General features: G+C 69.2%; 18 protein-coding genes. 15 read left to right on the top strand and 3 right to left on the bottom strand.

Annotated features, from left to right (window positions below; genetic code table 11):
- Positions 1-30: 30 nt before the first annotated feature.
- Positions 31-966: an aldo/keto reductase gene (locus AC1XX3_RS04835; protein WP_483320212.1), complete on the top strand. Its 936-nt coding sequence runs from the start codon at positions 31-33 to the stop codon at positions 964-966.
- 57 nt (positions 967-1023) lie between these two features.
- A complete protein-coding gene (locus tag AC1XX3_RS04830) occupies positions 1024-1653 on the top strand; it encodes a TrmH family RNA methyltransferase (protein ID WP_483319933.1) in 630 nt (209 codons plus the stop codon).
- A gap of 21 nt (positions 1654-1674) precedes the next feature.
- Here the strand turns inward: AC1XX3_RS04830 and AC1XX3_RS04825 are convergent, their stop codons facing one another.
- The gene (locus tag AC1XX3_RS04825; RefSeq protein ID WP_483319932.1) at positions 1675-2472 is read right to left on the bottom strand and encodes a DUF6498-containing protein; all 798 of its coding nucleotides are present in this window, start codon (positions 2470-2472) and stop codon (positions 1675-1677) included.
- Between the two features lie 214 nt (positions 2473-2686).
- On the opposite strand from AC1XX3_RS04825, the gene AC1XX3_RS04820 reads away from it, so the two are divergent.
- Genes AC1XX3_RS04820 through AC1XX3_RS04810 form a run of 3 tightly spaced genes read left to right on the top strand, consistent with a single transcriptional unit; the run spans position 2687 to position 4551 of the window.
- Entirely contained in the window at positions 2687-3460 is a 774-nt protein-coding gene (locus tag AC1XX3_RS04820; RefSeq protein WP_483319931.1) for a GntR family transcriptional regulator, read from the top strand.
- 6 nt (positions 3461-3466) lie between these two features.
- Complete coding sequence (locus AC1XX3_RS04815) at positions 3467-4021, top strand: hypothetical protein (protein ID WP_483319930.1); 555 nt, start codon at positions 3467-3469, stop codon at positions 4019-4021.
- Positions 4018-4551 carry a hypothetical protein gene (locus AC1XX3_RS04810; protein ID WP_483319929.1) on the top strand — a complete coding sequence of 178 codons (534 nt, stop codon included), beginning with the start codon at positions 4018-4020 and terminating at the stop codon, positions 4549-4551. Before AC1XX3_RS04815 ends, AC1XX3_RS04810 begins: the two co-directional genes overlap by 4 nt.
- A 29-nt stretch (positions 4552-4580) precedes the next feature.
- Here the strand turns inward: AC1XX3_RS04810 and AC1XX3_RS04805 are convergent, their stop codons facing one another.
- Complete coding sequence (locus tag AC1XX3_RS04805; protein WP_483319928.1) at positions 4581-5990, bottom strand: aminotransferase-like domain-containing protein; 1410 nt, start codon at positions 5988-5990, stop codon at positions 4581-4583.
- On the opposite strand from AC1XX3_RS04805, the gene AC1XX3_RS04800 reads away from it, so the two are divergent.
- From AC1XX3_RS04800 to AC1XX3_RS04755, 10 genes are all read left to right on the top strand, one after another.
- On the top strand, positions 5989-6936 hold the full coding sequence (locus tag AC1XX3_RS04800) for a DMT family transporter (protein ID WP_483319927.1): 948 nt from the start codon (positions 5989-5991) through the stop codon (positions 6934-6936). The genes AC1XX3_RS04805 and AC1XX3_RS04800 overlap by 2 nt on opposite strands.
- A 153-nt stretch (positions 6937-7089) precedes the next feature.
- Positions 7090-8115, top strand: coding sequence for a class II fructose-bisphosphate aldolase (fbaA, locus tag AC1XX3_RS04795; RefSeq protein ID WP_483319926.1), 1026 nt, complete (start codon positions 7090-7092; stop codon positions 8113-8115).
- Between the two features lie 30 nt (positions 8116-8145).
- On the top strand, positions 8146-9150 hold the full coding sequence (locus AC1XX3_RS04790) for a magnesium transporter CorA family protein (RefSeq protein WP_483319925.1): 1005 nt from the start codon (positions 8146-8148) through the stop codon (positions 9148-9150).
- A gap of 56 nt (positions 9151-9206) precedes the next feature.
- A complete protein-coding gene (locus AC1XX3_RS04785; RefSeq protein ID WP_483319924.1) occupies positions 9207-9686 on the top strand; it encodes a DUF3151 domain-containing protein in 480 nt (159 codons plus the stop codon).
- Positions 9687-9788: 102 nt separating this feature from the next.
- Positions 9789-11072 (top strand): adenylosuccinate synthase, encoded by a 1284-nt coding sequence (locus AC1XX3_RS04780; RefSeq protein ID WP_483319923.1) that lies wholly within the window; start codon positions 9789-9791, stop codon positions 11070-11072.
- On the top strand, positions 11072-12337 hold the full coding sequence (gene purD, locus AC1XX3_RS04775) for a phosphoribosylamine--glycine ligase (RefSeq protein ID WP_483319922.1): 1266 nt from the start codon (positions 11072-11074) through the stop codon (positions 12335-12337). Before AC1XX3_RS04780 ends, purD begins: the two co-directional genes overlap by 1 nt.
- A gap of 2 nt (positions 12338-12339) precedes the next feature.
- A complete protein-coding gene (gene purB / locus AC1XX3_RS04770) occupies positions 12340-13773 on the top strand; it encodes an adenylosuccinate lyase (RefSeq protein WP_483319921.1) in 1434 nt (477 codons plus the stop codon).
- 97 nt (positions 13774-13870) lie between these two features.
- On the top strand, positions 13871-14665 hold the full coding sequence (locus tag AC1XX3_RS04765; protein ID WP_483319920.1) for an ABC transporter permease: 795 nt from the start codon (positions 13871-13873) through the stop codon (positions 14663-14665).
- The gene (locus AC1XX3_RS04760; protein WP_483319919.1) at positions 14658-15479 is read left to right on the top strand and encodes an ABC transporter permease; all 822 of its coding nucleotides are present in this window, start codon (positions 14658-14660) and stop codon (positions 15477-15479) included. The genes AC1XX3_RS04765 and AC1XX3_RS04760 overlap by 8 nt, the downstream gene beginning before the upstream one ends.
- Positions 15480-15485: 6 nt before the next feature.
- The gene (locus AC1XX3_RS04755) at positions 15486-16457 is read left to right on the top strand and encodes an ABC transporter ATP-binding protein (RefSeq protein WP_483319918.1); all 972 of its coding nucleotides are present in this window, start codon (positions 15486-15488) and stop codon (positions 16455-16457) included.
- Between the two features lie 137 nt (positions 16458-16594).
- Here AC1XX3_RS04755 and AC1XX3_RS04750 read toward each other — a convergent pair whose 3' ends face one another.
- Positions 16595-16777 (bottom strand): PspC domain-containing protein, encoded by a 183-nt coding sequence (locus AC1XX3_RS04750; protein ID WP_483319917.1) that lies wholly within the window; start codon positions 16775-16777, stop codon positions 16595-16597.
- Positions 16778-16900: the final 123 nt, after the last annotated feature.

The following is a 16900-nucleotide window of genomic DNA, read 5'->3' as shown; positions in this document are numbered from 1 at the left end:
TTCCAAGGAGCGATTCGACCCGTGTCAGACATGACCTACTCCCAGCTGGGCAACTCCGGGCTCACCGTCTCCACGGTGGGACTGGGCTGCAACAACTTCGGCGCCCGGATGGCCGACGAGGATGTGCCGGCGGTGGTTGACGCGGCCATCGACGCCGGAATCACGTTGTTCGACACCGCCGACGTCTACGGCAACCGGGGCGGCTCGGAGACCTTGCTGGGCAAGGCGCTTGGCGCCCGCCGGGCCGACGTCATCGTGGCCACCAAGTTTGGCGCCGACATGCAGGGCGCCAACGGCCCGGACTGGGGCGTACGTGGGTCCCGGCGCTACATCCGACTCGCTGTCGAGAACAGCCTGCGCCGCCTCGGCACCGACTGGATCGACCTCTACCAGCTGCACACTCCGGACCCGCTCACGCCGATCGAGGAGACCCTCGCCGCGCTGAGCGAGCTGGTGGCCGAAGGCAAGGTCCGCTACATCGGCAGCTCCAACTTCGCCGGCTGGCAGGTGGTCGACGCCGACTGGATCGCCCAGACCAGCGGGTTCGAGGCGTTCATCTCCGCCCAGAACGAATACTCCTGGCTCAAGCGCGGCGTCGAGACCGAGCTGGTGCCGGCCCTGGAACGCACCGGTCAGAGCATGCTGCCCTACTTCCCGCTCGCCTCCGGTCTGCTGACCGGCAAGTACCGGCGGGGCGAGGGAGCGCCCGAAGGCAGCCGCCTGGCCAGCAACGCCGACCGGCTCGCTGCCGCCGACTTCGACAAGATCGAGGCCATCGAATCGTTCGCCACCGAGCGTGGTCTGACCATGCTGCAGGTGGCCATCGGCGGGCTCGCGGCCATGCCGACCGTTGGCTCGGTGATCGCCGGGGCGACGAAGGTGGAGCAGATCGAGGCCAACGTGACAGCCGGCGCGTGGGTGCCGAGCGGCGAGGACCTCGCCACGCTGCTCGAGATCACCGGCTGAGCTCAGGCAGCGCCGCGTCGCGGATCGAGGTCGCGCGCCACGGTAGCGTCGCGCAGTGTGACTGAGCTCAGCGAAGACGATCTGGCCCGGGCGATCGAGCACGGCGTCGGCCCGTACCCGCCGCCGTGGCCCGACGATCCCCGACTGGACCCGGAGCTGCTCGCCGAGGGTGACCGACGCAACGTCGTCGACGGCTACCGATACTGGCGGCTGGAGGCGATCGTCGCCGACCTGGACCGGCGACGGCACCCACTACGGGTCGCGATCCAGAACTGGGAGCACGACTTCAACATCGGCTCGATGGTGCGCACCGCCAACGCCTTCAATGTGGCCGGGGTGCACATCATCGGGCGACGCCGCTGGAACCGGCGCGGCGCGATGGTCACCGACCGCTATCTGCATGTCGAGCACCACCCGGATGTGGACGACTTCGCCGGCCGGCTGGCGGCGGACGGCTATGTCGCCGTGGGGGTGGACAACCTGCCTGGCTCGGTCCCGCTGGAGAGCACCGAGCTGCCGGAGCGGGTGTGCCTGGTGTTCGGCTCGGAGGGCCCTGGGCTGACCGCGGAGATGGTGGCCGTGTGCTCGCAGCTGGTCGCCATCACCCAGTACGGTTCGACCCGCAGCATCAACGCCGGCGCGGCCGCCGCAATCGCGATGTACCACTGGGCGCGGCGGTGGGCGTGACCTCCCGGCAGCGGCCTCGATTCAGCGCCGGCGCAGCGTCCGCGCGGTGGTGACGGTGTCGACCACCGTCTTGATCACGACCAACAGCAGGACCAGCTTCACGCCCGGGGCCTGCCAGCTGTCGGGCAGGACGTCCATCAGCGGCTGGGTCCGCTCCAAGAAGGCGCCCATGCCCGGGTTGGAGTCGAAGCCGGCGACTGCCAGCGTGAAGCCGAGGAGCACGGCCAGATGCAGCACCACGATCCGTGGGTACGGCTGCATCATCGCCTTGGCCGGCGACACGGACTGGCGCTGCCCCGAGCTGCCGAACCACGTCGTGGCGGTCTCGACGGCGTATCGCACCACGATCAGGGCAGCGGGCAGACCGAGGAAGAAGAAGGTCGGCTCGACCCCGATCGTGAACGCCAAGATCCCGGTGAAGACGGCGTGCACCAGGCAGAACAGCCCGTAATGGAAGGTGAAGAACAAGGCGTACAGGCCCGGCGATGAGCCCGCCGGCCGGCCGTTCACCGTCACACCGCCGCCGGTTGAGACGCCACGGGCCGAGAGCACCTTGACCAACGTGACCAGTCCCAGCACCGCGTTCTCGAGCCAGAAGAGAACGAACACGTTGCCGGCCGGCCAGCCGAAGGCGACCACGCCCAGCAGGGTGACCAGGTTGAACGCCAGACCGAGGCCGATCGAGAGGGCCACCGGTCCGCGTGCCGGCGGCTCGTCGGACGCAGGGGTGGCACCACCGAGGAACGGGTTGCCGCCCCGATGCTGCTGGGCGGGTCCGGTCGTCGGCGCCCCGTAGGCCGGGGTTGGCGGGTACGACATCGCTGATTCTTCCTCTCCCACCACGGCAGTCCACGGCGGACCGGGTCGTGGCGCCTGGGTGGACGGGCGCCGCTGGCGTCAGGTTCCGACGCGATGGTGCAGGTCCAGCAGCCGGCAGACGGCGGGGGCGTCGGGTTGTTGGACCTGCGACAGGGGATCATACTGGTATGGAACTGGTCTGCTCAGGGCGGTTCGCAGGGACGAGGAGCACGCAGTGGAACGAGATGTCGACCGGACAGGGCTGTCCAGCTATCGGATCGACCGACCCCTCGGGTCGGCGACCACCAAGCGGGCCCAGGTGCGGGCCATCCTCGAGCAGCTGATCGATGCGGAGCTGAATCCCGGCGACGCCATTCCGTCGGAGCGGGCCCTGGTCGTCCGCCTCGGCGTCAGCCGGGTGACGGTCCGGCAGGCCATCGCCGACCTGGTCGATACCGGCGCCCTGGAGCGGGTGCACGGAAAGGGGACCTACGTCACCGGCCCGCAGGTCGACTCACGACTGCACCTCACCTCGTTCTCGCGGGAGATGCGCGACCGCGGTCTCATCCCGGCCACGGTGGTGCTGTCTGCGACGGAGCAGGTGGCCGACGACGACGTGTCCTACGCGTTGCGGATTCGACCCGGTCGACCGGTGGTGCGGGTCGAGCGGCTGCGGACCGCTGACGGCACCCCGATGGCCTACGAGGTCGGCTATTACCCGTCCGCGCTGTTCCCGGGGCTGCTCGACCGTGAGCTCGGTTCGCTCTACGACGTGTTCGCCAGCGAGTACGGCGTGGTCGTGACCAGTGGTGAGCAGACGGTCCGCGCGGAGTCCGCGGACGCCCACCAGGCGCGCATCCTCGGGATCGCCAAGCGTGCCCCGTTGTTGGTGCAGGAGCGGGTGACGTACGCCGGTGAGCGCGTGATCGAGCTCTCCACCTCCTGGTACCGCGCCGACCGCTACCGGATCCACATGGCCATCACCCCCCGCGGTGCGCGGGAGAACTGAGACCCGATGGAACTGTTCGACCTCGTTCACATGTTCTGGCCGTCCTTCCCCGTCCTGCTCGGCGGTGCCGCGCTCCTGGCCTGGATGATGGCTCAACAACGCCGACCGACCGTGCCGCTGGCGGTGCGTACGCCCGACGGGGTCCACCGCCCGGTCGGATCGCGCGGCGCCCCGCCCAGCGTCTGGCAGGCGATGGTGCTCAACGCGCCGATCGACATCGCGCAGCACGGTGTGCTGGCGATCCACGACGGCATGCTCAACTTCGTCGCGGACGGCGCAACTGAGCCGACCTGGGCGGTGCCGGTGCGGTTGCTGCGGGCCGAGCACCGCGGCGTGTTCCGCCTCGGCCGGGGTGATATCTCGCTGTGGCTGCCCGACGGCCGGCAACTGCTGCTGGTGGTCAGCACCGTGCGGATCAACCGTTGGGTGAACAACGACTTCAAGTCGCTCAGCCAGACCAGTCAGGCGCACACCTTCCTCACCGTTCTAGCGGCCAACGGCGCGGTCTGCGGCCCGGCCGCCCGGCCGCTGCCGGGCCGCACTGCCAGACTGTCGTCATGACGTCAGCGCCCATCGACGAGCTCACCGTGCCCTTCGACCCGACCCGCGCCGGCGCCAAGGCGGACCGCTGGAAGCGCCTGCTGCGGGGCCGGATCATCACCTTCGCCCTCACCTGCATCATCCTTGTCGCGCTCTACCTGTGGCGACGCGACGACTTCACCGGCTCCGGCTTCCTGGTGATCTATGGGGTCGTGATCGCCATCTCGCTCGCCTGGCTGCTCGCCTATCTGCTGCTCTATCTCCGCTTCCGCGCCGCTGCCCGGAAGGTCGGCACCGGCACCGCCGTCCGGATCGATCGCCACGGCGTCGAGATCGCGGGCACTGCGGTCAGGTGGCCCGAAGTCACCAGCCTGGCCGCGCGCCGCGGCCGCTTCCTCGAAGGCCCCGTCCTGCGGCTGGAGCGCAGCACCGGCGAACCGTTGAGCGTGCCGTTCGACCACATGAACGTACGACCCGCCACGTTGGACATGACCGCCCGGGCCTTCTCCGCCGGACGGCACGGGGTGGACCTGCAGGAGCTGGACAACTAGCTGTTGCTGGCATGACGTTGTTGACGTGTTCAGCGTTGCAGCGAGAGCGCCTCGTCGAGGATTCCGGCTGCTTGGTCAAAGGCTCCCGGGTTCGGTCCGGCGAAGTTGAGCCGTAGGTAGCGCCCCGTGGGTTCGGCCGGGAACCATTCGTCGCCTGGCGCGACGGTGAGGCCGCGTGCTTCGGTGTCCTGCGCGAGGCGTGCGAGGTTTGTGGCTTCGGGGAGTTGGACCCAGAGGTTGAGCCCGCCAGGGGGGATCGTCGCGATCGTGGCCTCGGGGGCATGCGATGCGAGCGCGTCCACGAGGAGGTCTCGGCGGCTGCGGAGCTGCTTTCGAAGCGTGCGGAGATGGGACTGCCAGGCCGGTTGTGTCACGACGTCGAGGGCGGCCATCTGGAGCAGCCCACTGACATACATCGACTGGCCCTGCAGGTCGGCGAGCAGTCGTTGGCGTATCGGTCCGCGGGCGATGACGGCCGCCACTCGGATGGCTGGTGAGACGCTCTTGGTGAGCGATCTGACGTACACGACGTGGCCGGCGTCGTCCTTGGTGGCAACCGGGATGGAGTCGGTGGAGATGCCGAAGTCGTGTGCCCAGTCGTCTTCGATCAGGAATGCGCCCTGGGAGCGGACGATGTCGAGCACGCTCTCGGCGCGGTTCGGAGACCACTGCGCGCCAGTGGGATTTGCGTAGTTCGGTTGGGCGTAGAACCCGCGCGCTCCGGTCTCGGTGAATGCTCGTTCGAGGGCGGTGAGTTCTGGCCCGTCGACGGTCGCTGGAACGGGAACCAGCGTGACGCCGACTTGGGCCGCGGCGAGGATCGCTCCCCAGTACGTCGGTGACTCGGTGAGGATCGTTCCTCCGCGGCCGGCGATACTCCGGAACAGAGATCCGAGCCCGAGCTGGCTGCCGGGAAGCACGATCACGTCGCGCGCGGTGGGTGCGGTGAACTGCGTAGGTGTCTGGGAGGCGAGTTCGGTGGCGAACCATGCGCGCAAGTCAGGCAACCCGGCAGGATCTGAGGCCTCGAGGGCGGCATCCCCCCGCGCCGCGCGGGCCAGGCTCGCCCGAAGGAGTCGTTCGGGCAGCAGCTCGCGATCTGGATATCCCGAGTGCAACGAGATGACATCAGGGCGGGTGGCGCGGGTAGCCGCAGAGATCGTGCCTGGAACCAGGGCGGACGCTCCCAGAGCGGCTGTCTGCCAGGAGAAGTCATGAGGCCGCGGAGCGCGGGCTGCACAGACGAACGCGCCGACGCCGGGTCGCGTCTCAATGAGTCCTCGCATCGTCAGCGATCGGAGCGCGGCCTGGACGGTCACTGGACTTACGGCATGGCGAGCGGTCAGTTCACGAGTCGACGGCAGCCGCGCGCCCGGCGATGCGGTGGAGATCCACGCCTGCAGTTCCGCCTCGACTCGATCACTGCTACTCTCGGTCATGAAAGGCAACGATAGCGCTACCGCTCATCTGACCGAACCGCTATCCATCGCCGGCACCGGGTTGGCCTGGGGATTCGTGGGCGTTCTCGCCTTCTCGCTCACCGTTCCGCTGACCCGCCTCGCTGTCGGAGCGGGTCACCTGTCGCCGCTCTTCGTGGGGAGCGCACGCGCGGTCATCGCCGCGGTTCTCGCCGGCTCGGTGCTCGCACTGACCCGGGCTCGTCGTCCTCGGGGGCGCCAATGGATCAGCGTGGGAATCGTCGCCGCCGGCGCGGTGCTGGGCTTCCCGCTCCTCGCCTCCTTCGCCCTGACGCAAACACCTGCCAGCCACGCAGCCGTCGTGATCGCCGTGCTGCCGGCCGCCACCGCCGCCGTATCGGTGATCCGGACAAAGGAACGCCCTCACATCGCGTTCTGGTTGGCGGCAGTCGCTGGGGCGATCGCGACGGTCGTGTTCGCAGCGCTTCAGAGCGGCGGATTCGGGCGGCTGCACCTCGCGGACGGACTGCTGTTCGCTGCGGTCGTCGTCTGCGCCATCGCCTACGCAGAAGGTGGGGTGCTGTCACGACAGCTCGGCTCATGGCAGACGATCTCGTGGGCACTGGTCGTTGCTGCCCCGGTGATGATCGTGCTCACCACACGCTCGATCATCGATCACCCCCCGACCGGCACGCCGATCGAATGGCTCAGTTTCGCCTACCTCGGTGTCGTGAGCATGTTCCTCGGCTTCGTTGCCTGGTATCGAGGCCTGGCACGAGGACCACTCGCCCAGGTCAGTCAGGTCCAGCTCGCTCAGCCCGTTGTGAGCATCGGATGGGCCGCACTCATCCTCCACGAGCACATCGCTTGGCCGACGATCCTCGGCGGGGCCGCCGTCATCGCCTGCGCACTCATCGCGACCCGCTCGCGCTCGGGACAGCACCACCGCCTCAGCATCAGGTCTTGAGAACGCCCGCGGTGGCAGACCACCCGGCGCCCCGGTATTCCCCCGAGACGGCGACGTTTGACAGACTGACGAGTGGCCCGGCCGTACGTCGGCGGGGTGTACGCCCGACGTCCGTCCGCGACGGATCCGCACCAAGAGCAGAAAGAGTCAGACATGCCTATCGCAACTCCTGAGGTCTACGCCGAGATGCTGGACGCGGCCAAGAAGGGCTCGTTCGCCTACCCGGCGATCAACGTGAGCTCGTCCCAGACGCTGAACGCGGCCCTGCAGGGCTTCAGCGAGGCCGGCTCGGACGGCATCATCCAGGTCTCCACCGGCGGTGGCGAGTACGCCTCCGGCCCGACCGTCAAGAACATGGTCACCGGCGCCGTCGCGCTCGCTGCGTACGCCCATGAGGTGGCCAAGAACTACCCGATCAACGTGGCGCTGCACACCGACCACTGCCCCAAGGAGAAGCTCGACGGCTTCGTTCGGCCGCTGCTCGCGATCTCCGCCGAGCGCGTGGCCCGGGGAGAGAACCCGCTGTTCCAGTCGCACATGTGGGACGGGTCGGCCGTGCCGGTGGAGGAGAACCTGTCGATCGCCGACGAGCTGCTCGGGCTGACCAGCAAGGCCAACATCATCTTGGAGATCGAGGTCGGCGTCGTCGGTGGCGAAGAGGACGGCGTCAGCCACGAGATCAACGACAAGCTGTACACCACGGTGGAGGACGGGCTGCGCACCATCGAGGTGCTCGGTGCCGGCGAGAAGGGCCGCTACATCACCGCCTTGACCTTCGGCAACGTGCACGGTGTCTACAAGCCGGGCGCGGTCAAGCTGCGTCCCGAGGTGCTCAAGGACATCCAGCAGGCTGTCGGCGCCAAGATCGGCAAGGAGCAGCCGTTCGACCTGGTCTTCCACGGCGGATCGGGCTCCACCCTCGAGGAGATCCGCGCGGCGGTGGACTACGGCGTGATCAAGATGAACATCGACACCGACACCCAGTACGCCTTCACCCGGCCCGTGGCGGCGCACATGTTCTCCAACTATGACGGGGTGCTGAAGGTCGACGGCGAGGTGGGCAACAAGAAGGCCTACGACCCGCGCGCCTGGGGCAAGGCAGCCGAGGCGGGCATGGCCCAGCGCGTCGTCACCGCGTGCGAGGACCTGCGTAGCACGGGCACCTCACTCAACAAGTGAGTGGCGTCGGTCCCGGGATAGTCTCGACCCGTGACCGACGTCTTGATGCGCCCGACCCCGCTCAGCCGGGTGTGGTCGGGTCGCACCGTCATTGCCGAAGACCTGGATGGCGGCGACCTCGCCGACGTGCTCGAGCTGCAGCCCGACGCGTCGGCGTGGTGGGTCTTGGACCGGAGCCCGGATCTGGCCGCCTCCCAGCTGCGCGACGTGGCTTCGGCGTTGGATCTGGACCAGCTGGCTATCGCCGACCTGGTCGCGAATGACCAGCGGGCCAAGTTCGAGGAGCTCGCCGGCTGCCGGCTGGTGATCACCAACGCGGTCACCTTGGACGCGGAGCGCTCCGAACTACACGTGCACCCCGTCGCGATGGTCGTCACCGACCGCGCGCTGATCTGCCTGGTCAACCCGGTGGATACCGGGTTCCACGTCGCCCGACGGCTCACGGGTTCGGCCGACAAACTGGCCGAGGGCGGTGTGGACAGCGCCCTGCACACCGTGCTGGTCGACGTGCTGGAGTCCTACGCCGCAGCCGTGGACTGGCTGGAGGACTCCAGTGACCAGCTCGCGGACGCACTGTTCGAGGAGCGGCCGCTCACCCGTGACGAGCAGCTGTGGGCCTTCCGGCTCCGGTCGGCGCTGGCCCAGCTGCGGCGCCTGACCGACCCGATGCGAGCAGTGATGGACGAGCTGGTCGCGAGCTATGACGACGCCGACCAGTTGGCCCGCCGGCGCTGGTCCGCGTTGGCGGAGGAGCACCACCGGGTGGCGAACTCCGCCGACAGGCTCTTGGAGACGCTCGCGTCGGTGTTCGAGACCAGCCTGGCGCTGGCTGACCTCCGGATGAACCAGATCATGAAGAAGCTGACCGGCTGGGCCGCGGTGATCGCTGTCCCGACCCTGGTCACCGGCTTCGTCGGCATGAACGTCGCCTTCCCGCTCGACGGCACGCAGCTGGGCTTCTGGGTCTATCTGGGGCTCATGGTCGTCGCCGTCGTGGTGCTCTATGTCGTCTTCCGCCGCAAGGACTGGCTCTGAGTCCTCCACCCAACGCGTGGTCGAAGCCCGCGCCCGAGGGCGGTTACATTGGTCCGGTGACTGAGCCGACCACCCATCAGAACCTGCTGGCCTCCCTGGGCGCGGGCCCCGGCCCGACCCTGCTGCCGATCGACCCAGCCGTGGCGGAGGTGGCTGAGAGCGGCCGCGAGCGCTTCCTCGAGATCGTTGCGGCTCACCCGGCCTCCAGCCTGTGCTGGGCGTTGCTGGCCGAAGGTTCGCTGAACATGCACACCACCGAGGGCGACATCGCGGCGTACGCCTACGCGCGTACCGGCTATCACCGTGGCCTCGACTCGCTGCGCCGGGCGGGCTGGAAGGGCAGCGGCCCGGTGCCGTGGGAGCACGCGCCCAACCGGGGCTTCCTGCGGGCGCTCTGGGCCCTGGCCCAGGCCGCCCAGCGGATCGGCGAGACCGAGGAGTACGAGCGCTGCGCCCAGTTCCTGCGGGACTCCTCGGAGACCGCCTACACCGAGCTGAGCACCGCCCCCGCGACCGAGTCCGCGCGCCAGGACTGAGCGCCGCGAGGCCACGGCCGCCGGCGTCCGCTAGAGTGTCGTTGCAACAGCCCCCCGGCCTAGCGCCGAGGGGCTTCACTCTTTTAGAAGGGCGGCGATCACATGCCGGGCATTGTGGTGGTAGGCGCACAGTGGGGCGACGAGGGCAAGGGCAAGGCGACCGACCAGCTCGGGGACCGGGTGGACTACTGCGTCCGCTATTCCGGCGGCAACAACGCCGGGCACACGTTGGTGGTCAACGGCGAACGCTATGCGTTGCACCTGTTGCCGTCGGGGATCCTCAACCCCGCGTGCATCCCGGTGATCGGCAACGGCGTGGTCGTCGACCTCGACGTGCTGTTCACCGAGATTGACGGGCTGGCGGCCCGGGGGGTCGACGCCTCGCACCTGCTGGTGTCGGCGAACGCGCATCTGATCACGTCGTACCACCAGGTGATCGACAAGGTGACTGAGCGGTTCCTCGGCAAGGCCAAGATCGGCACCACCGGTCGCGGGGTCGGCCCCGCGTACTCGGACAAGGTGAACCGGATCGGCATCCGCGTCCAGGACCTGTTCGATGAGTCGATCTTGCTGCAGAAGGTCGAAGCGTCGCTGGACCAGAAGAACCATCTGCTGCTCAAGGTCTACAACCGCCGCGCCCTCGATCCGGCGCAGGTCACCGAGCATCTGCTCTCACACGCCGAGCGCATCAAGCCGCACGTGGCCGACGTCAGCCGGGTCCTCAACGACGCGCTGGACGCCGACAAGGTCGTCCTGTTCGAGGGGGCCCAGGCCCACCACCTCGACGTCGACCACGGCACCTACCCCTACGTCACCTCGTCGAACCCGATCGCGGCGGGCGCTTGCGTCGGCTCCGGCGTGGGACCGACCCGGATCACCCGGACGGTGGGCATCGCCAAGGCGTACACCACCCGGGTGGGCGAGGGCCCGATGCCGACCGAGCTGCTGGACGAGGACGGCGAGAAGCTCCGCACCATCGGGGCCGAGTTCGGCACCACGACGGGCCGCAAGCGCCGTTGCGGCTGGTTCGACGCGCTCGTGGTGGAGTCGGCGACCAAGGCCAACGCGTTCACCGACATCTTCTTGACCAAGCTGGACATCCTCACCGGCTGGGAGAAGATCCCGGTCTGCGTGGCCTACGACGTCAACGGCACGCGGCACGACACCATGCCGGTCTCACAGACCGACTTCCACCACGCGAAGCCGATCTACGAGATGCTCGACGGCTGGACCGAGGACATCTCCGGCTGTCGGACCTTCGAGGACCTGCCCAAGGCCACCCAGGCCTACGTCAAGTTCCTCGAGGACGCCTGCGGCACGCGGATCTCCGGCATCGGTGTCGGTCCGTCGCGCGAGCAGTCGATCGCGATCCACGACCTGCTCTGATGGCCGAACAGTTGCAGGTCCTGGTGGTCGGCTCCGGCGGACGCGAGCACGCGCTCGCCCTGGCGATGAGCGGGGATCCGTCCGTCGCGGCGGTGCATGTGGCCCCGGGCAACCCGGGAACCGCCACCGTCGCCACCAACCACCCGGTGGATGTGATGGACGCGGACGCGGTGACGGCGCTGGCCATCCGGCTCGGCGCAGACCTGGTCGTAGTCGGTCCGGAGGCGCCGCTGGTCGCCGGCGTGGCCGACGCGGTCCGGGCGGCCGGAATCGCCTGCTTCGGGCCCAGCGCCGCAGCGGCACAGCTGGAAGGCAGCAAGGCATTCGCCAAGGACGTGATGACCGCGGCGGGCGTACCGACCGGACAGTCGCGTCTGTGCCGGACCCGGGCTGAGGCCGAGGCCGCCCTGGACGCGTTCGGCCCGCCGTACGTGGTCAAGGACGATGGTCTGGCCTCCGGCAAGGGTGTGGTGGTCACCGAGGACCGGCAGATCGCGCTGGACCACGCCGGGCAGTGCGCGGCGGTGGTGATCGAGGAGTTCCTCGACGGCCCCGAGGTCAGCCTGTTCGCGATCACCGACGGCACCACCGTGGTGCCGCTGCAGCCGGCGCAGGACTTCAAGCGAGTGGGCGACGGTGACACCGGCCCCAACACCGGCGGGATGGGCGCCTACACGCCGCTGCCGTGGGCGCCCGACGACCTGGTCGAGCAGGTGCAGCGCACGGTGCTGCAGCCGACCGTGGACGAGATGGCCCGCCGCGGTACGCCGTTCTCCGGCCTGCTCTACGCCGGGCTGGCCCTGACCAGCCGCGGGGTGCGGGTGATCGAGTTCAACGCTCGCTTCGGTGACCCCGAGACTCAGGTGCTGCTGGCCCGGCTGCGGACCCCGCTGGCCCAGCTGCTGCACGCTGCCGCGACCGAGACGCTGGCCGACCAGCCGCCGCTGGAGTGGGGCAGCGGCGCGGCGGTGGTCGTGGTGCTCGGCGCCCAGAACTATCCGCAGGCTCCGGTCACCGGGGACGAGATCGTCGGCGCCGACACGGGTCCGGGCGACGGGTGGCACATCATCCACGCCGGCACCGCCCTCGACGCCGAGGGTCGGCTGGTCAGTGCCGGCGGCCGGGTGCTGGGCGTGGTCGGCACCGGCGACGACCTCACCGTCGCCCGGCACGCGGCGTACGACGCGATCGCGTCGATCAAGCTCGCAGGTTCCTTCTATCGCAGTGACATCGCGCAGCAGGCTGCGGAAAGCACGGTCGGATGATCATGAGTGTCCCCAACGTCCTCGCCAACCGGTACGCGTCGGAGCCGATGCGCGACATCTGGTCCCCGCAGAACAAGATCATCGCCGAGCGGCGGCTCTGGCTGGCCGTACTCGCCGCCCAGCGCGACCTCGGCGTCGACTTCGGCGGGGCCGATCCCGACGAGGTGATCAGCGCCTACGAGCGGGTGGTCGCGACTGTCGACCTGGACAGCATCGCGGCCCGCGAGCGGGTCACCCGGCACGACGTCAAGGCACGGATCGAGGAGTTCAACGCCCTCGCCGGGTTCGAGCACGTGCACAAGGGAATGACCAGCCGCGACCTGACCGAGAACGTCGAGCAGCTGCAGATCGTCTCCTCGCTGCACCTGGTCCGGGACCGGATCGTGTCGACGCTGGTGCACCTCGGCTCGCTGGCCGCCCAGTACGCCGACACCGCCATCGCCGGGCGCTCGCACAACGTGGCGGCCCAGATCACCACGCTCGGCAAGCGGTTCGCCACCGCCGCCGACGAGCTGCTGGTGGCGCACGCCCGGGTCGACGAGCTGATCCGCCGCTATCCGCTGCGGGGCATCAAAGGACCGGTCGGCACCAGCCAGGACATGCTCGACCTGGTGGCGGGGGACCGCGCCAAGCTGGCCGAGCTGGAGCAGCGGATCGCCGCCCACCTGGGCGTGGCCCGGGTCTTCACCAGCACCGGACAGGTCTATCCGCGTTCGCTGGACTACGACGTGGTGACCGCGCTGGCCCAGGTGTCGGCCGCGCCGTCCAACGTGGCCACCAGCATCCGGCTGATGGCGGGCCATGAGCTGGTCACCGAGGGGTTCCGCCCGGGCCAGGTCGGTTCGAGCGCGATGCCGCACAAGATGAACACCCGCTCCTGCGAGCGGGTGAACGGGCTGGCCGTGGTCGTCCGCGGCTATGTCTCCATGGTCGGCGAACTCGCCGGCGACCAGTGGAACGAGGGCGACGTGTCGTGCTCGGTGGTGCGCCGGGTCGCACTGCCGGACGCGTTCTTCGCTCTCGATGGCCTGTTCGAGACGTTCCTGTCGGTGCTGGAGGACTTCGGTGCGTTCCCTGCGGTGATCGACGCCGAGCTGCGCCGCTACCTCCCGTTCCTGACCACCACCAAGGTGCTGATGGCGGCGGTACGCGCCGGCGTGGGCCGCGAGGTCGCGCACGAGGTGATCAAGGAACACGCCGTTGCGGTGGCACTCGAGATGCGCGAGACCGGCCGTGCCGACAACGACCTGTGGGACCGGCTCGCCGCCGACGGCCGGCTCGGACTGACCCGTGACGAGCTGCACGCGCTGGTCACCACCCCGCTCGAGCTGGCCGGCACCGCCACCGACCAGGTGGCGACCCTGGTGAGCCAGATCGATGCCCTGGCGCAGGAGAACCCGACCGCCGCCGCGTACCGGCCCGGTCAGGTCCTCTAGCCACCTGTCGGCTCGGCCCGGGCAACACGCCGGTCTCCGACGGCGGCACGCCTGGGACGTTGACCGTTGCGGCGCAGCGTCCTAGTGTCCTGCGATTGTGCGTACCTACCTCGAGCTGGCCCGGGCCGAGTTCGCGCGGTACGCCACCTATCGGATGGCGATCTACGCCGGGGTGTTCACCAACTCGATCTTCGGCTTCATCCGGGTCGGTGTGCTGATCGCCGCCATCACCACAGCCGGCGGGTCGATGGCCGGGTACTCGGTGGCCGAGGCCTCGACCTACGTGTGGCTGGGCCAGGCCTTCATGGCGCCGGTGATGCTCTACGGCTGGGTGGAACTGGCGGACCGGGTCAAGAGCGGTGATATCGCCATCGACCTGGCCCGTCCGGTGGACCTGCAATGGTCCTGGTGGGCCCGCGACCTGGGCCGGGCGGCCTTCGCGCTGCCGACCCGCGGACTGCCGCCTTTGCTGGTCGGCGCGCTGGTAGTCGGCGTGGCCCTGCCGAGCTCGTGGACGGCGTACCCACTGGGGCTGCTCAGCCTCGTCCTGGCGGTCTCGCTCAGCTTCACCGCGCGCTTCACCCTCAACCTGCTGGCGTTCTGGGTGCTCGACGTCCGTGGCTTCCTCGGCCTCTACGTCGTGGTATTGAGCCTGCTGTGCGGGTTCTACCTGCCGGTGCACATCTTTCCCGACTGGCTGCGGACCATCGCGTACGCCTCCCCGTTCCCGTCCATGTTCCAGACCCCCATCGACGTGATGTCCGGTCGCGCCACCGGCAGCGCCGTAGCTCGTCTGATCGTGGTCCAGGTCGGCTGGCTCGCCGTGCTCGTCGGCCTGGCGCGCGTGGTGCTGTGGCGGGCCAGCCGCCGGCTGGTGGTGCAGGGTGGCTGAACACCGCGCCGGACTGAGCCGCACGCAGTCGTACCGGATCCTGATCGGCTCCCGGGTCCGCAGTCAGCTGTCCTATCGGGCCAGCTTCACCGTGCAGGTGGTGAACGGGTTGCTGCTCGGCGTGGTCGAGTTCGCCGAGATCTATGTGCTGCTGCACAACGTGCCGGTGCTGGGCGGGCTGAACCTGTCCCAGGCGGCGCTGGTGTTCGCGCTGGCCAACTTGTCCTTCGCTCTGGCCGACCTGGTCTTCGGCCAGCTCGACTCGATGCCGACCTATCTGCGATTGGGCCGGCTGGAGGCGCTCCTGGTCCGGCCGATGCCGCTGATGGCGCAGTTGATCACCGCCGACTTCGAGCTCCGACGGGGCGGCCGGGCCGCGCTGGGTGTGATCATCCTGGTCGGCGTCCTGATCACGGGCGAGGTGGAGCTCACCGGCGCCGGTGTGTATCTGCTGCTCATCACCCCGATCGTCGGCGCGGTGATCTACGGCGCACTGTTCGCCACCGCGGGCGGCATCCAGTTCTTCGTCATCGACGGCGCCGAGTTCACCAACGCCTTCGTCTACGGCGGCGGGTACGCCGGGCAGCTGCCCGGCAGCGTGCTGATGGCGCCGCTGCGGGTGCTCTTCACCTTCGTGGTCCCAGCCACCGTGACGGCGTACCTGCCGGCACTGCTCATCCTCGGTCTGCCGGGTCCGGCGTTCCTGCCGTCCTGGCTGGGCTGGTTCGCCCCGCTGTTCGCCGTCTGGTCGTGGCTGCTGGCCATGCTGGCCTGGCGAGCCGGGATCCGTCACTTCACCGGAGCAGGAGGCTGACCGCAGATGTCCACGCCAGAGACCATTCTCGAGTTCCGCGATCTTCGTCGCTCGTTCACCGTGCGGACCAAGACCGGGCGGCTGCGTCGGGGCCGACGGGAGGTGCACGCCGTCGACGGCATCAGCGTCACCATCACCGCCGGGGAGTCCTGTGGCTACATCGGCGCGAACGGGGCCGGCAAGTCGACCACGATCAAGATGCTGACCGGGATCTTGGTGCCCAGCGGTGGTGAGGTGCGCACCTGTGGGTTCGACCCGGTGCCGCAGCGCCGTCGGTTGGCCCGCGAGATCGGCGTGGTGTTCGGCCAGCGCAGCCAGCTGTGGTGGGATCTGCCGCTGCGCGACTCGTTCCGCATCCTCGCGGCGATCCACCGGCTCGACCCCGCCGCAGCCCGGGACCGCACCGACCAGCTCGTCGCCGGCTTGGAGCTGGACCAGCTGCTCGACACCCCCGTGCGCCAGCTCTCCCTGGGTGAGCGAATGCGGGGCGAGGTGGCCGCTGCGTTGGTGCACCGCCCCCGGTTGCTGGTGCTGGACGAGCCGACGATCGGACTCGACATGATCAGCAAGGAGCGGCTGCGGCAGTTCCTGGTCGCCGAGCGGGCGAGCGCCGGCACGACGTTGCTGCTGACCACCCACGACATGAGTGACATCGAACGACTCTGCGACCGGGTGCTGGTGGTCGACCACGGCAAGCTCGCCTTCGACGGCACCCTGGCCGGGCTGACCGAACGGGTGGCGCTGTCGCGGGTGCTGGTGGTCGACCTCACCGAGCCGCGGCCGCCGCTGCGGGTGCCCGGGACCGAGCACCGGGGCACTGAGCTGGACGGGCTGCGGCAGCGGTTGTCCTTCTCCCCACAGCAGACCACGGCGGCCCGGGTGCTGGCGGACGTGTCGGCGCAGGCGGAGGTCCGTGACCTGACGTTGGAGGAGCCCGCCATCGAGGACATCGTCCGCACGCTCTACACCGGTCGGTGACAGCCGGATCAACAGACGCAAGCCCCCCGGTCTGCGCGACCGAGGGGCTTGAGCTGGCACCGGGTGGGAAGTCCGGCGCCGGTCGAAGTGGTTGACCTAGGGGATCGGCACTTCGACGTGTGAGGGGTCCGGCAGGATCAGACCTCGTTGGGGATCAGCAGCCAGCCGCCGAGGTAGATCAGGATCTGCGGACCGGGGAGGAGCATGCTGAGCACGAAGATCAATCGCACGACGTTGGCGTTGAGACCGAACCTGCGGCCGAGTCCCGAGCACACGCCCGCGATGATCCGGTCGTTCCTGGGGCGGGACAGTGAAGCCATGTCGAGTGTCCTTTCTGGACGGGTCGAAGAGGTGTTACCTCCACTGTGCCGCACCGCGGCACCCGTTTCGGGGTTCTGCTGGCCCGCTGAGGGACCACCCAGGGGTCAGTGGGGGCCGACCCT

The organism is Microlunatus sp. M237 (genome assembly GCF_056896895.1).
Note: the sequence above shows the minus strand (reverse complement) of the source record. Positions and strands in the feature narration are given on the sequence as shown.

Excerpts from the sequence above, each read along its gene's own strand:
- AC1XX3_RS04800 (WP_483319927.1), top strand. The coding sequence starts at position 5,989 with ATGAAAGGCAACGATAGCGCTACCGCTCATCTGACCGAACCGCTATCC.
- AC1XX3_RS04835 (WP_483320212.1), top strand. The coding sequence starts at position 31 with ATGACCTACTCCCAGCTGGGCAACTCCGGGCTCACCGTCTCCACGGTG.
- AC1XX3_RS04750 (WP_483319917.1), bottom strand. The coding sequence starts at position 16,777 with ATGGCTTCACTGTCCCGCCCCAGGAACGACCGGATCATCGCGGGCGTG.
- AC1XX3_RS04755 (WP_483319918.1), top strand. The coding sequence starts at position 15,486 with ATGTCCACGCCAGAGACCATTCTCGAGTTCCGCGATCTTCGTCGCTCG.
- fbaA (WP_483319926.1), top strand. The coding sequence starts at position 7,090 with ATGCCTATCGCAACTCCTGAGGTCTACGCCGAGATGCTGGACGCGGCC.
- purD (WP_483319922.1), top strand. The coding sequence starts at position 11,072 with ATGGCCGAACAGTTGCAGGTCCTGGTGGTCGGCTCCGGCGGACGCGAG.
- AC1XX3_RS04810 (WP_483319929.1), top strand. The coding sequence starts at position 4,018 with ATGACGTCAGCGCCCATCGACGAGCTCACCGTGCCCTTCGACCCGACC.
- AC1XX3_RS04780 (WP_483319923.1), top strand. The coding sequence starts at position 9,789 with ATGCCGGGCATTGTGGTGGTAGGCGCACAGTGGGGCGACGAGGGCAAG.
- purB (WP_483319921.1), top strand. The coding sequence starts at position 12,340 with ATGAGTGTCCCCAACGTCCTCGCCAACCGGTACGCGTCGGAGCCGATG.
- AC1XX3_RS04825 (WP_483319932.1), bottom strand. The coding sequence starts at position 2,472 with ATGTCGTACCCGCCAACCCCGGCCTACGGGGCGCCGACGACCGGACCC.
- AC1XX3_RS04815 (WP_483319930.1), top strand. The coding sequence starts at position 3,467 with ATGGAACTGTTCGACCTCGTTCACATGTTCTGGCCGTCCTTCCCCGTC.
- AC1XX3_RS04805 (WP_483319928.1), bottom strand. The coding sequence starts at position 5,990 with ATGACCGAGAGTAGCAGTGATCGAGTCGAGGCGGAACTGCAGGCGTGG.